Annotated in this window: 13 protein-coding genes and 1 pseudogene; 8 read left to right on the forward strand and 6 right to left on the reverse strand. The window is 56.1% G+C overall.

Translation table 11 applies throughout. The annotated features are described in order from the left end of the window. The first annotated feature begins 1 nt into the window (after position 1). The 5 genes from AC1Z3F_RS12185 (at position 2) to AC1Z3F_RS12205 (ending at position 6,081) form a co-directional block, all read left to right on the forward strand. Entirely contained in the window at positions 2–955 is a 954-nt protein-coding gene (locus tag AC1Z3F_RS12185) for an ABC transporter permease (RefSeq protein ID WP_131089366.1), read from the forward strand. Next, positions 948–1,799, forward strand: coding sequence for an ABC transporter permease (locus AC1Z3F_RS12190; RefSeq protein ID WP_483565850.1), 852 nt, complete (start codon positions 948–950; stop codon positions 1,797–1,799). Before AC1Z3F_RS12185 ends, AC1Z3F_RS12190 begins: the two co-directional genes overlap by 8 nt. After that, on the forward strand, positions 1,792–3,324 hold the full coding sequence (locus AC1Z3F_RS12195; RefSeq protein WP_483565851.1) for an ABC transporter ATP-binding protein: 1,533 nt from the start codon (positions 1,792–1,794) through the stop codon (positions 3,322–3,324). The genes AC1Z3F_RS12190 and AC1Z3F_RS12195 overlap by 8 nt, the downstream gene beginning before the upstream one ends. Positions 3,325–3,611: 287 nt before the next feature. After that, positions 3,612–4,759, forward strand: a protein-coding gene (locus tag AC1Z3F_RS12200; protein ID WP_483565852.1) for an IS3 family transposase whose coding sequence is annotated in 2 segments (ribosomal slippage) — positions 3,612–3,885 and positions 3,885–4,759 — 1,149 coding nt in all. Because the reading frame shifts where the segments join, the coding sequence is not laid out codon by codon here. A gap of 185 nt (positions 4,760–4,944) precedes the next feature. Then, complete coding sequence (locus AC1Z3F_RS12205) at positions 4,945–6,081, forward strand: ferrochelatase (RefSeq protein WP_483565853.1); 1,137 nt, start codon at positions 4,945–4,947, stop codon at positions 6,079–6,081. A gap of 181 nt (positions 6,082–6,262) precedes the next feature. On the opposite strand, the gene AC1Z3F_RS12210 is transcribed toward AC1Z3F_RS12205, so the two are convergent. The 6 genes from AC1Z3F_RS12210 to AC1Z3F_RS12235 all read right to left on the reverse strand — a co-directional run bounded on the left by AC1Z3F_RS12210 (position 6,263) and on the right by AC1Z3F_RS12235 (position 10,294). Beyond that, the gene (locus tag AC1Z3F_RS12210) at positions 6,263–6,466 is read right to left on the reverse strand and encodes a cold-shock protein (protein ID WP_131089371.1); all 204 of its coding nucleotides are present in this window, start codon (positions 6,464–6,466) and stop codon (positions 6,263–6,265) included. A gap of 468 nt (positions 6,467–6,934) precedes the next feature. Further along, the gene (locus AC1Z3F_RS12215; protein WP_483565854.1) at positions 6,935–8,032 is read right to left on the reverse strand and encodes a fatty acid desaturase family protein; all 1,098 of its coding nucleotides are present in this window, start codon (positions 8,030–8,032) and stop codon (positions 6,935–6,937) included. 251 nt (positions 8,033–8,283) lie between these two features. Next, positions 8,284–8,520, reverse strand: coding sequence for a hypothetical protein (locus AC1Z3F_RS12220; protein ID WP_483565855.1), 237 nt, complete (start codon positions 8,518–8,520; stop codon positions 8,284–8,286). Positions 8,521–9,158: 638 nt separating this feature from the next. Beyond that, a complete protein-coding gene (locus AC1Z3F_RS12225) occupies positions 9,159–9,476 on the reverse strand; it encodes a hypothetical protein (protein WP_483565856.1) in 318 nt (105 codons plus the stop codon). Then, the gene (locus tag AC1Z3F_RS12230; RefSeq protein WP_483565857.1) at positions 9,473–9,844 is read right to left on the reverse strand and encodes a hypothetical protein; all 372 of its coding nucleotides are present in this window, start codon (positions 9,842–9,844) and stop codon (positions 9,473–9,475) included. The genes AC1Z3F_RS12225 and AC1Z3F_RS12230 overlap by 4 nt, the downstream gene beginning before the upstream one ends. 48 nt (positions 9,845–9,892) lie before the next feature. Continuing rightward, positions 9,893–10,294 (reverse strand): hypothetical protein, encoded by a 402-nt coding sequence (locus tag AC1Z3F_RS12235; protein WP_483565858.1) that lies wholly within the window; start codon positions 10,292–10,294, stop codon positions 9,893–9,895. On the opposite strand from AC1Z3F_RS12235, the gene AC1Z3F_RS12240 reads away from it, so the two are divergent. From AC1Z3F_RS12240 to AC1Z3F_RS12250, 3 genes and pseudogenes are all read left to right on the forward strand, one after another. Further along, positions 10,278–10,511 (forward strand): DDE-type integrase/transposase/recombinase, encoded by a 234-nt coding sequence (locus tag AC1Z3F_RS12240; protein WP_483565859.1) that lies wholly within the window; start codon positions 10,278–10,280, stop codon positions 10,509–10,511. The two genes, AC1Z3F_RS12235 and AC1Z3F_RS12240, sit on opposite strands and share 17 nt — an antisense overlap. Continuing rightward, positions 10,442–10,684, forward strand: coding sequence for an integrase core domain-containing protein (locus AC1Z3F_RS12245; protein ID WP_483566961.1), 243 nt, complete (start codon positions 10,442–10,444; stop codon positions 10,682–10,684). Before AC1Z3F_RS12240 ends, AC1Z3F_RS12245 begins: the two co-directional genes overlap by 70 nt. Positions 10,685–10,780: 96 nt before the next feature. Further along, positions 10,781–11,927, forward strand: a pseudogene (locus AC1Z3F_RS12250) (IS3 family transposase); the annotation flags it as partial. Positions 11,928–11,940: the final 13 nt, after the last annotated feature.

Consider the following 11,940-nt stretch of genomic DNA (forward strand, 5'->3'; position numbering starts at 1 on the left):
CGTGTCCCCACTAACTGCCGTGCTGCGCCGAGTTGTAGGACTCGGCGCAGCCGTTCTGCTTTCATCCTTTGCGGTGTTTCTTGTCCCCTTCGTTTCCCCAGGGGATCCGGTGCGTGCCTTGTTGCGCGCGCGAATGGACTTCGGCGAAGCAGATGAGGCTACAGTGCAGGCCTATGCAGAGCAGTTTGGACTTCACGACCCGATGCTGGTGCAGTTCGGGCGATGGCTTGGACGGTTCTTCACCGGAGATATGGGGCTCTCTCATATCAGTGGAACCCCAGTAGCTGACCAAGTCCTCCCGGCCATTGGCGTCACCCTATCGCTGGCCGGCAGCGCACTGCTGGTGGCGATACTTGTTTCTATTTTCTTGGGTGTCATTTCAGCTACTCATGCCGGGAAGTGGACCGATAAACTCATCACTTCAGTGACCCACGCACTAATCGCCATTCCCGAATACGCGCTGGCACCACTACTGGTCTTACTCTTCGCGGTGCGCTGGTCACTGCTTCCTTCAGCAGGCTACGACTCCCCTGCATCGCTGGTGCTTCCAGTATTCATTTTGGCGTTGCGGCCTATCAGCTTCTTCACTGTTGCGGTGCGCTCAGGCGTGCTCCAAGCCTTGGATTCTGAACATGTACTCGCAGCTCGCGCCCGCGGTCTAAGCCGCACTCAGGCATTGACCCGCCACGTAGTTCCCCACGGATTATTGCCAATGTGGACCATGGTGGGTGTCTGGTTTGCTGGACTGCTAGGTGGCTCAGTCATTGTTGAAGTCATCTTTGCCATCCCCGGAATGGGGCGATTGATCTTTGATTCAATCGTTGATTCCGATATTCCCGTGGCCCAAGGTGGCGTAGTGGTCGTGGTGACCTGCGCCGTTCTGGTCACCGGAATTATTGATTTGATTCACAAGCTCAGTGATCCCACCGTGAGGATTGGAGTTCGACATGGCTAAGAGCACTGCTTCAAAGATTCTTCTTTCCGTTCCAGCGTTCATCTTGCTAGTGATAATTCTTTTGACCATCACAGCTCCCTTGATTTCCCCCTATGACCCTGACGTTCAGTCGCTAGCAGATAGGTTGCAGGGCCCAAGTGCAGCGCACCTCTTGGGCACCGACGCCCTGGGCCGCGATACCTTGAGCCGGGTGCTGCATGGCGGACAGTTCTCCCTGTCCGTAGCACTGATCACCACGCTGTTTTCACTGTTGGTCGGCACGGTGCTGGGATTGCTCAGCGCACTGCGTGGCGGATGGCTGGACGAGATCTTCCTGCGCATCAATGACCTGCTGCTCGCGCTGCCCGAAATCGTCATCGCCCTGTTGATTATTGCGGTCATGGGTCCTGGCTTCTTCACCATGGTGCTCTCCGTTGGCGTGGTGGCGTGGACCCCCACCGCAAGGTTGGTGCGTTCCATTGCTGCCCAAGCCTTGTCCACGCACCATGTGGAAGCCTCCAAACATGTGGGCGCTTCACGCTGGTTCATCCTGCGCCACCACGTCTTGCCCTTCGTTGCTGGACCGGTGCTAGCCCAGGCCGCATTACGTTTTGGTTTGCTCCTTGTTTTGCTCGGTTCGCTGTCCTACCTGGGCATTGGCGTACAACCACCGCAGTCCGACTGGGGATCCATGCTGGCCGAAGCCCAACCACATGCCATCCGCTCCCCCTGGGGCTTACTTGTCCCTGGAGCTGCCATTTTCTTAGTCAGCTTCTGCGTCACCTTGCTGGGCAACCGCATCACCCACGTGCTGGGCGGAAACGACGTTCTGTACATCAAAACCAAGGCGGAAGCCCATGGCTGAAGAACTTGAATTCATTGATCTATCGGTCAGCTCGGGACAGAAAATGTTGCTGTCCAAGGCTCGTGGCGCACTGCGCTCCGGAGAACTGGTGGCCGTGGTGGGGCGCTCCGGTTCAGGCAAGACGCTGCTCACCAAAGCGATCATGGGACTTCTCCCAGAACAGTTGCAGGCCGAGGGTCAGATCCTGCTCGATGGCCAGCGGCTAGATCAGCTCAGCGATAAAGCCATGAACCAGGTGCGTGGGCACCGTATCAGCATGCTGTTCCAACAGCCTAAGCGCGTCATGAATCCTCGGATGACCATCCGCGCGCACTTGCTTGAGGCCATGGGTGCCCATGGTTGGGGCAAGGCCCGAAAGCATGCGGCTGAGGTCCTAGCTCTGTTAGAAGAAGTTGGATTGTCCCCTGCCGCGCAGATTGCTGGCCAGCGCCCGAATCAACTTTCTGGCGGGATGGCTCAACGTGCCATGTTGGCCCTTGCTTTGGCCGCGGATCCAGAATTCATTCTGGCTGATGAGCCGACGTCTTCTCTGGATTCAATTCTCAAGGCTGAAGTCTTGCAGCTACTGCGCCGCAAGCAGCAAGAACGTGGCGTTGGTGTTCTTTTTATTACCCACGACATCGCCAGCGTCCAGCATATTGCTGACCGCGTAGTGGTGGTCAGTGACGGTCAGATTGTTGACCAGTGCCCCACCGCACAGATCTTCTCCAAAGACCGTCACGCAAAAACCCGTGAATTAGTTGAGGCCAGCCTGCCTGCAGTTCGTGAACCACGGTCCGAGAATTCCGGCTGCCTGCTCGAAGCAGTGGAAGCGAGCAAGAATTATTGGCGCCGAGCCAAGGGTGAAGCAGCGTTGAAGCCCACTACCCTTTGCCTCCATGGCGGGCAGGTATTGGGCGTTGTGGGACGTTCCGGCTCTGGCAAGAGCACCTTTGCCAGACTCCTTGCTGGACTGGAGCAACCAACTACCGGACAGATCATCGATAAGCACGAGGGTGCTACGGCAACGCGAGTACAGATTATTGCGCAGGAGCCGTTCTCTTCATTTGATCCGCGGCTTTCTATCCGTACCAGCATGAGCGCCGCAGTACACCGGCTACCTGCAGATCAGGCCCGGGAGCGCATGGCACAAGCGATGGTTCAGGTTGGATTACCCGATGAATTATTGGACCGGTATCCGGGCCAATGCTCAGGTGGACAGCTACAAAGGTTAGCTATTGCCCGGGCGCTTCTGACCGATCCACAGGTATTGATCTGTGATGAATCAACCTCGGCGTTGGACTCGGTGGCGCAGCGCCACATCCTTGATCTGTTGCTGGATCTACGCGAGCGCATGGGTCTGAGCCTTGTAGTCATTTCCCATGACATGGACGTGATCCGTTATGTCAGTGATGATGTGGCCGTGTTCTATGAGGGTGAGCTAGTAGAGCAGCGCCCACTCAACGAATTCTTGACCAATGCGGAACATCCGCACAGCAAGGACCTAGTGGCCGCGCTAAATATCACCGCGGCAATGCGGGTGTGAAGCAGCCTTCACAAAGAGAGTGGCAATGGAAACACGAGTTGGAATGCCACAGATTGGCTATCCTCAAAGCTGATTCCATGTGCCAGTGCTTCACGGTCCGGCAATTGGAGGATTCATCGGTATGAGCGAGTGAGAATTATCCGGTATTCGTCACCAATCATGTCTTCGAGCTCCCTGCGAAGCTCTTCAGCTTCCACCCAATGCACTGGTTGGGTCCCGGGAAAGTAGTCCAGTGACTTTGTGAGTATTCGTGTCCGACAATGGACACAGGAGGAATCACAGAAACAATGGCACGCAGACACACACCAGACCAGGTCATCGCTAAAGTCCGTCAAGGACAGAAGATGCTCAATGAAGGCCACCCGATGATCGAGGTCATCAAGGAACTTCAGATCACTGAAGCGACCTGGTACCGCTGGCTCAACCAGTACGGGTCCGAGAAGAACGCTGAAGCCAGCAAACGTACCAAGGAGCTGGAAAAGGAAAACGCCCGCCTGAAGAAGCTGCTCGCCGATCAGATGCTCGCCAACGACATCTTGACCGAGGTTGCTAAGGGAAAATTCTAAACCCTGAACCACGCCGTCGTGCCGTACGGACGGCGATGGAAAAATTTGGGGCATCCGAACGTTTCGCATGCCAAGTTCTGGGCCAGAACCGTTCTGCGCTGCGTAAGAAGAAATCACCGATGAGCTTCGACGAAGCGCAGCTGAGAGCCGATTTGCGCGCCGTCGCGTCCGAGTATCCGGTCTGGGGCTGGCGCAAGGCCCGCTGGCACCTATTGAGCACTGAACGATGGGCAGGCACAGTCTTGAACAGCAAGCGTGTCCGACGGTTGTGGCGCGAGGAAGGCTTGGTCTGTAAGCCCAAGCGTCGAAAGAAGCGCCGTACCGGCCCTGGAGCCGGGGAGCAGAAGCGACTGACCGCAACGTATCCAATGCATGTGCTCAGTTTCGACTTTCAGTCGGATGTCACCTCCTGCGGACGTCACGTCCGCTTTTTCAATGTCATTGATGAGTACACGAGAACAGCGTTGGCGATTATTCCGCGGCGGTCTTTCAAGGCTGAGGACGTGGTGGCAGTTTTGGAAGGGATCATTGCCGAGACAGGAACCCAACCAACATTCGTGCGGTGTGATAACGGGCCTGAATTCGCTGCCGGTGCGTTGGTGAACTGGTGCAACACTGTTGGAGTTTCTACTGCGTTCATTGATCCGGGTTCGCCTTGGCAGAACGGTTTTATTGAGTCGTTTAATGCGCAGTTCCGACGTGAACAACTCTCCGGAGAAATCATGGGCATCATTGCGGAGGCGAGGTATTTGGCTGATGAATGGAAGGACATTTACAATCAGGAACGTCCCCATGGCTCCTTGGATGGGTCGACGCCGTCCCGTTTTTGGGATGAATGGGTTAGAGAGAATCAGTTAGCTATCGCATAGTTGCTGGACTGCTCAAAGGGACCCAACCAGTGGTAATTGCCATACCGCCTCCTAGTGGTACTAGATATGGCACGACTTTAGTTATTCTCTCAGACCATCTTCAAGAATGAAGCGACGAGCTGAGCAAAGCTGGAGATATCCTGAACGAATGGCACAGTCTTTTCTACAGTACGTAAAATTCAGGCATGGAAAGCAACAACCTAGCACCCTTCGACGCAGTCATCCTCATGTCCTTCGGCGGACCGGAGAAAGATAAAGATGTTCTTCCGTTTCTCCAGAATGTCACTGCGGGACGAGGCATCCCCGATGAGCGACTAGTCGAAGTAGGTGAACACTATTACGGGTTCGGCGGAAAGTCCCCCATCAACGACCAGAACCGCCAGCTACTAGAAGCCCTACGTCAAGAGTTCGAACAACGTGGAATCACGACGCCAGTATTGTGGGGCAACCGCAACTGGGATCCTTATCTCACAGACACCGTGCGCGACTTCGCCAAAAGGACGCGAGGGTCGCGATTCCTTGCTATCGACACTTCCGCATATTCTTGCTACTCCTCGTGCCGCCAGTATCGCGAAGATTTCGCCCACACCCAAAATGTGCTAGCTCAAGAAGGTATCGAGGTATCTTTCGAGAAGATCCGCCAATACTATAACCATCCGGGCTTTGCTTATGCGGAATTGGATTGCGTGCATCGCGGGCTCACAGACTTGATCCAGAAAGTCGGAGTCCTGGATCCGCAGAAGCACAGCTTGCTCTATGTCACCCATTCGATCCCTCTAGCAATGCAAGAAGCCTCGGAGCGCCAGACTGTTGGGTATCGGGAGCAGCATCTGCAGCTGATCGAATGGATCAATCAAGAACTGGGAGAAAAGCAACCGTTGAATGCTGAGCTTGTTTTTTGTTCTCGTTCTGGTTCGCCGCGGACTCCGTGGTTGGAGCCTGATATCAATGATCGACTTGAGGAGCTCGCTAGCTCAGGGGTGGAAGGTGTGGTCGTTGTTCCGTTAGGATTCGTATCCGATCATATGGAAGTAAAATACGATCTTGATACCGAGGCAGCACAGACTGCCAAAGATCTTGGACTTGATTATGTGCGGGCCGCGACTGTTGGGGTTGACCCGATATTTGTGTCGGGGCTTGTCGATGCTACCTTGGAGCGGGCGGCTCAATATCGCGGGGAAACGGTCGATTCTCCGTCGGTCACTCCCGAAGGTCCGTTGAGCCCAGGGAGTGGTTCCTGTTCTACGACTTGCTGCATGGGAAGGGATCAGAAGCCGACAACACCTAGCTGGGATTTCTTACCGGCAAGCCACAGATCTTAGCAACCCGAAGGGTACCTGCGAGTTCGAGATTTGTGAGAATTGAAGACACTACACGCCCTAAATCTTGATGGCGTGGCACGTAGCTTCATGGAAGGAAGAGCCTGAAAGAATCAACCATATAAAGATGGCGGGATGGGCTCACAGCCCATCCCGCCACTCTTCATAGAATTACTAGGCGTGCTTAGCGCACCTGAATCTCGGTAGCCTGAGGACCCTTAGGGCCAGCTTCAAGCTTGTATTCAACGGTTTGGCCTTCTTCAAGGTTCTTGAAGCCGAAACTCTGGATCGCACTGTAGTGTGCGAAAACGTCTGCGGATCCGTCTGAAGGAGCGATGAAGCCGAAGCCCTTTTCGGAGTTGAACCATTTTACAGTGCCAGTAGCCATGTGTATTCCTAAATCTTAACCAGCGAGTAAACGATGGTTTGAGCATGTGCCGCCGAAGCGGCACGAAGTAAGTCTGTGATGCATCGAATGATTCTTCATCAAGCCAGATTAGCCTCTACGTTCTGGACATCGATTTTGAGTCCGGACGTAAAGAAATATCAATGCAGATGCATGTGTTAGCGGTAGAAGAGGTCCTATAGAAACACAGTTTCCAACCGAATGCCCGACACGATAAGCCGGGACGAATATTTCAAGTGACGCGATTCGCTCTCATGGAAGTCTCTTCCGAGGAGGCGCTTATTAAAAATCCAAGGGGAAGCAATACTACTTTTTTTATTTAGTCGCATTGAATCCATTAATAACTATACCACGCCTAGCGTGATTGCTTTCCACCCACATGCTTATAGTCCGAGATGAACATCATGCGTAGGACTATATTCAACGTTTCACCTGAGGGCGGCAGTCTGCTTATGGAAGCCGGTAGCCGGAGACCATTGGGCAGTCGAACGGGTCGCGGGCCGAGAGGCCGACCTTGTTCAGGTAGGTGATGACCTGGGCGTAGGATTCGCGCACGCTGGCCACGGTGTAGGGGATCTGGTGCTCGGCGCAGTAGGCACGCACAATGTTCGATACCCCGGCCAGGTTGGCGCGTGGCATCGAAGGGAACAGGTGGTGTTCCACCTGGTAGTTCAGGCCGCCGTAGACGTGGGAGAGCACCCTGTTGCCGAAGTCGGTGCGGGCCATCACGTTGCGTCCGGTGAGTACCTGACGGGAGAAGAAGTCGATGCGGGCGTCGGCGGGGACCATTGGCATGCCCTTGTGGTTGGGGGCGAAGGAGGCTCCCATGTAGACGCCGAAGACCGCCAGCTGCACGCCGAGGAAGGCGAAGGCCATGCCGACCGGGAGGAAGAGGAAGACCGCGCCCAGGTACAAGGCAATGCGGGTGAAGATCGAGATGATCTCGCGGCGGCGGTGCTTGACGCGGTCCCCGAGGAACAGGTGCTTGATCGACTGGGCGTGCAGGTTCAGCCCTTCGAGGGTCAGCAGCGGGAAGAAGAGGTAGCCTTGCCGCTGGGTGATCCATTTGAGCAGGCCACGTTGGCGTTGGGCATCGGCGGGCTGGAATGAGATGGTGTCCCATTCGATGTCCGGGTCCTTGCCGATGGTGTTGGGGGTGGCGTGGTGTTTGTTGTGCTTGTTCATCCACCACTGGTAGCTGATGCCGACCACGATATTGGCCAGGAAGCGGCCGAGTTTGTCGTTGGTTTTGCCGGAGGCCAGGATTTGGCGGTGTGCTGCTTCGTGGGCCAGGAAGGCGAATTGGGTGAGCAACAGTCCCAGGGCGGCGGCCATGAGCAGTTGGAACCAGCTCTCGCCCAGCAGTACCATGCCGGTGATGGTGCCGGCTAGCAGTGTGGTCAGGACGATGCTGATGCCCAAGTAGTGTCCGGGGCGGCGGCGGATCAGTCCTGCTTGGCTGACGAGTTGTTTGACGTGGAAGAAGCTTTTGGGGTCACCGGGTTTTGCGGTGGGAGCTGGAGATTCCAGCAGAGAACTGCGAGGCAAATAATATCCTTGATAGGGGCGACTCACGATGTCTTGAAAATGTTTGAGCAAGATTCGGAGCCAGTAGGTTACAGTCTAGCCGGGCGTAGGAGCTTTACGATAGCGCCAGACTCATTTTGACCATCACAGAATCGCAGTCTTTGAAAAGACCGCGATCGATTGGTGCACGCCGAGTCTGTGCTCAATGCTACGCAGCAAGACTCCCCAGCTCTCACTTATGGAGGTTCTGTTTCTGATCCCGATTTTTGGTGCTAGTTGTTGCTCAGAGCGATGGAAGCTGCAATACGCGTGAGCGCTTCCTCATTGCTGATCTGCAGCAGGTCAGCAATCATGGCAACCATCGCCTCACCTAGCCGCGCGAGGATGGCCACAGCTTGAGCATTACCGCCTTCAACCTCAGAAGCGATGATCAGGAACGCTTCACGGTCTTGGCGCACAAGTGAAGTGAGAAGTGCAATTCCTAGTGCTGCTTCAGGGCTATTGCCCATGAGATATTCCCGTCGATGAAGATGAAATCGGATGTTTCTTCAGTAATTGCGGCGTAACGTCAGCGGCTCCTTGAGCCTAGCAGGATATCAAGACGCTCAGATTTTATTCCGGCCTGAGCAAACCCGATCTAGAACCATCCATGGTAAATACAAGCTGGGTGTTATCTCTGTGAAACCTGCTTTTTCGCTGTGATGCTCTAAAGTTCAGTAGGTGAATGACTCGAAGGCACCGCCTCAAGGTGAAAACCCTGACGGAAGGAGGTTTTCATATAAAGGGGTGACCTATGGCCTGCTCCGCTTTACCCCAAATATGAACGCAGAAACGGTCTGCTATTCCCCTTCCAAGGTGGTATCGGCAACGCTTCCCATTCTCGGGGCAAACCTATGTTTAAAGGGACTAGCGGCTAAGCGTTCCCACGGACTGGTCTATGTTTTTGTTGCAGATGACGCGGATGAGTTTTTCGGTATTTGGTGTTTCGCAGAGGACATCATCTATCCCGAATAAAGGCACAGCAAGACTGTGGTGAGACACGGAGTCCATCTCGCACAGATCCCTGCGTATACGCGCAAAGAAGGATTATTTCTCGTGCAGGCCTTGAACTTCTCAAGAACTCCAAATAAACCAGAGTTAACACACCTCACAGCCCTCGTGCTACTGCGACACCCGCTGCCAGCCATGCGCGCTGCGTGCTTGGGCGTAGCACGTCGTAGCGAAGAATGCGGTCCACCATTGCTGGGTCAAATGGGATCGTTGCTACGTCGCGGGCCAGAGTCTTGTAGCCGTCTGCGACGCGCTTCACGTCTGCGGTGGTGGCTTTAGAATCAGCTTGGGATACTACGGCGACGGCGTTCTGTGCCAGGGCGTGGGCCTTGTCGTTTTGCTGCGCGAGTGATTCCAACAGCAGCGCGCCGGCTTCGGCGTGGTCATCGCGGGTGGTGGTGGCTTCTTCGCTCATTGTTGGTTCTGCGGTGCCTGCTGGTTCTTCGATGACAGCCGTTTCAGCACTGGCCCGTGCGTAACCGGACTATCGACACGGCGGCGCGCGGCAGGCTTGTCACTGCTAGCCGGCGGCGTGGTGGTGTCTGGTTCCTCGGTGACATCGGGGTGGACTTTGACCGGCCAGGAGCCTTGGTCATCATCATGCATCACTGCGCGCACAGACGTACCGCATTGTGTGGCGTGCTTGCTGACCAGTTCCACGGTTTGTGCCCGGGCGGCAGCTTCGGTGGTTGCGGTGAACTCGTGGGTGGTGCCCTGGATGTTCACGTTGGCGGTGCCGTCTTTGTTGACGGTCGCTTCAATGAGTTCTTCGGTGGTGCTCATGATGTACTCGCTTTCTTCACACTGGGATCGCTCTGTGGGCGATACGGCTCAGACGGTGGGGCTGGTTAGCGGACGGAGGAAACGTAGTCGCGGATCTTGTACGGTGTCGATGTCGGTGTCGGCGATGGTGTCTTGCTCGCGGTGCTCTGTCATCAGCTTCGCCGTGGGTTTGCTGGTGGCGTTCTTTTCGGCAGCGGTCAACCATTCAACGCCGGTCGCGGGCCGCTCGGGGGCGATGACCTCCTTGGCCCGTTCGGGAGTCATGAGCGAGCGCGCGCACAGCTCGGCGGCGGTGCGGTTGAAATCCTTGCTCGGGTTCCAAGTGGTCATGATCGTGGCCGCTTGCTTGGCCAGCTCGACCTTGGCCGGATCTTCGGTGGCATGGCCTTGGGAATGACTGCTCTCGCTGCCGCTGCTGCTGGGGGCTGACGTGGTGGGGTGGTCGATCACCGATCACCTACGTACCGAGCTGGTCGTCGAGGCCCTGAAAGCCGCCGCACCGGCCCGTGGTGGCTTGGAGGGCGTGAGGAGGCACACGGATCATGGGCGGCAGTACACCTCCTCGCAGTTCCAGACGGTGTGCCGCGATTGGGTGTGGTGCAGTCGATGGGCCGACTCGGGTCCAGCGCTGATAATGCCATGGCCGAATCGTTCAACGCGGCACTGAAGCGTGAGACCCTTCAAGGAGCCAACGGGTGGGCTTCCAAGGGGGCCTGTCGGTGCGAGGTGTTCCGGTGGATCGTTCGGTATATAAATCGTCGGAAGCACTCCTCGTTGGGTTATCAATCACCGATTGATTTCGAGCGGGATCATGAGGTTATAATCGAGCTCGCTGCTTAGCGATTAATCCCCGGTGTCCACTTCCCGGGGCAACCCCCCGAATAAGCGGGATCAGCAGATCCTAATTTTTGAGAGGATGTCACTAATGAGCAATACGAAAAGCAACGTAGGTCCTTCACTGAGGAATACCCTCCAGAAGCCGCCGGCGTCGTCATCGATACCGGACGCAGCATCAGCGCAGACGCCAAGGAGTTAAACCTCGGCGAGCAAACGCTGGGCACCTGGGTGAAGAAGGAACGACCCCGCCGAGGCCTGGACGGTGAGCCGACCGGCGCGCTGGACGAGTCCGAATGCGAGGAACTCAAGCGCTTGCGCAAAGAAGTCTTCGAGCTACGGGAGGACAACCGCTTCCTGGGAAAAGCAGCGTCCTTCTTCGCGTCGAAGCAACATCGGTCCAACGGTTCGAACTGATGCACGCTTTGAAGAATGACTTCGCCCTAACACGGATGGCGACATTGCTTCAGGTTTCCAAATCAGGCTACTACGCTTGACGGCACCACCAAACCACGGAGCCGTCCCCGCGGTCTCTCGTGCAGCGGGCCCGCGAAGGATTCCCAGCGGATCCCAAGACCGTGGCTGCCTCGATGCTTCGGCACTGCATCGAAGGGATCAGCCCCAAGAGGTTCACCCCGGTGACCACGATCTCAGGCGTTGACACCTATCGCCTGCCGGATCGGGTGCACCGCCAGTGGGACCAAGGCGCTATGGACAAAGTCAGGATCAGCGACATTACGTATCTGCGCACCAATGAAGGCCGGCTGTACTTGTGCGCAGTGCGTGATGGGTGCTCCCGCAAGGTGCTGGGTTGGGCGCTGGGCAGCGCGCAGAACACCGATTTGGTGCAGCGGGTCCTGCGCATGGCCAAGACCTTGCGAGGACAGCTTCCGGGTCAGGTGGTGTTCCATGCGGACCGCGGCGCGCAGTTCACCTCGGCTCAGCTGCATTCGGTGGCGGTTGAGCTGGATCTGCTGCAGTCCGTGGGGCGCAGTGCGGGCGTGTGCTGAGATAATGCCATGAGCGAGTCATTCTGGTCGACGTTGAAGAGTGAATTCTATGACCGGTACCGGGGGCTACCCGAGCGGACGCCAAGCAGAAAGTAGCTTAGTGGATTGAGGATTTCTATAACCGTCGCCGGTTGCATTCAAGCCTAGGGATGGTTCCTCCGGTGGATGTTGAGCAGAAGCTTCGTGGTCAGCAGGAACGCGTTGAACAGCACAGGACTGTGCTAACGCTAGCAGTATGAGCTAGATCACGTG

The sequence above is a fragment of the Glutamicibacter sp. MOO4 genome (genome assembly GCF_056934395.1).

What these genes read in the sequence shown, in the direction of transcription:
- AC1Z3F_RS12190 (WP_483565850.1), top strand. Translation starts at nt 948, where the DNA reads ATGGCTAAGAGCACTGCTTCAAAGATTCTTCTTTCCGTTCCAGCGTTC.
- AC1Z3F_RS12195 (WP_483565851.1), top strand. Translation starts at nt 1,792, where the DNA reads ATGGCTGAAGAACTTGAATTCATTGATCTATCGGTCAGCTCGGGACAG.
- AC1Z3F_RS12205 (WP_483565853.1), top strand. Translation starts at nt 4,945, where the DNA reads ATGGAAAGCAACAACCTAGCACCCTTCGACGCAGTCATCCTCATGTCC.
- AC1Z3F_RS12210 (WP_131089371.1), bottom strand. Translation starts at nt 6,466, where the DNA reads ATGGCTACTGGCACTGTAAAATGGTTCAACTCCGAAAAGGGCTTCGGC.
- AC1Z3F_RS12220 (WP_483565855.1), bottom strand. Translation starts at nt 8,520, where the DNA reads ATGGGCAATAGCCCTGAAGCAGCACTAGGAATTGCACTTCTCACTTCA.
- AC1Z3F_RS12225 (WP_483565856.1), bottom strand. Translation starts at nt 9,476, where the DNA reads ATGAGCGAAGAAGCCACCACCACCCGCGATGACCACGCCGAAGCCGGC.
- AC1Z3F_RS12230 (WP_483565857.1), bottom strand. Translation starts at nt 9,844, where the DNA reads ATGAGCACCACCGAAGAACTCATTGAAGCGACCGTCAACAAAGACGGC.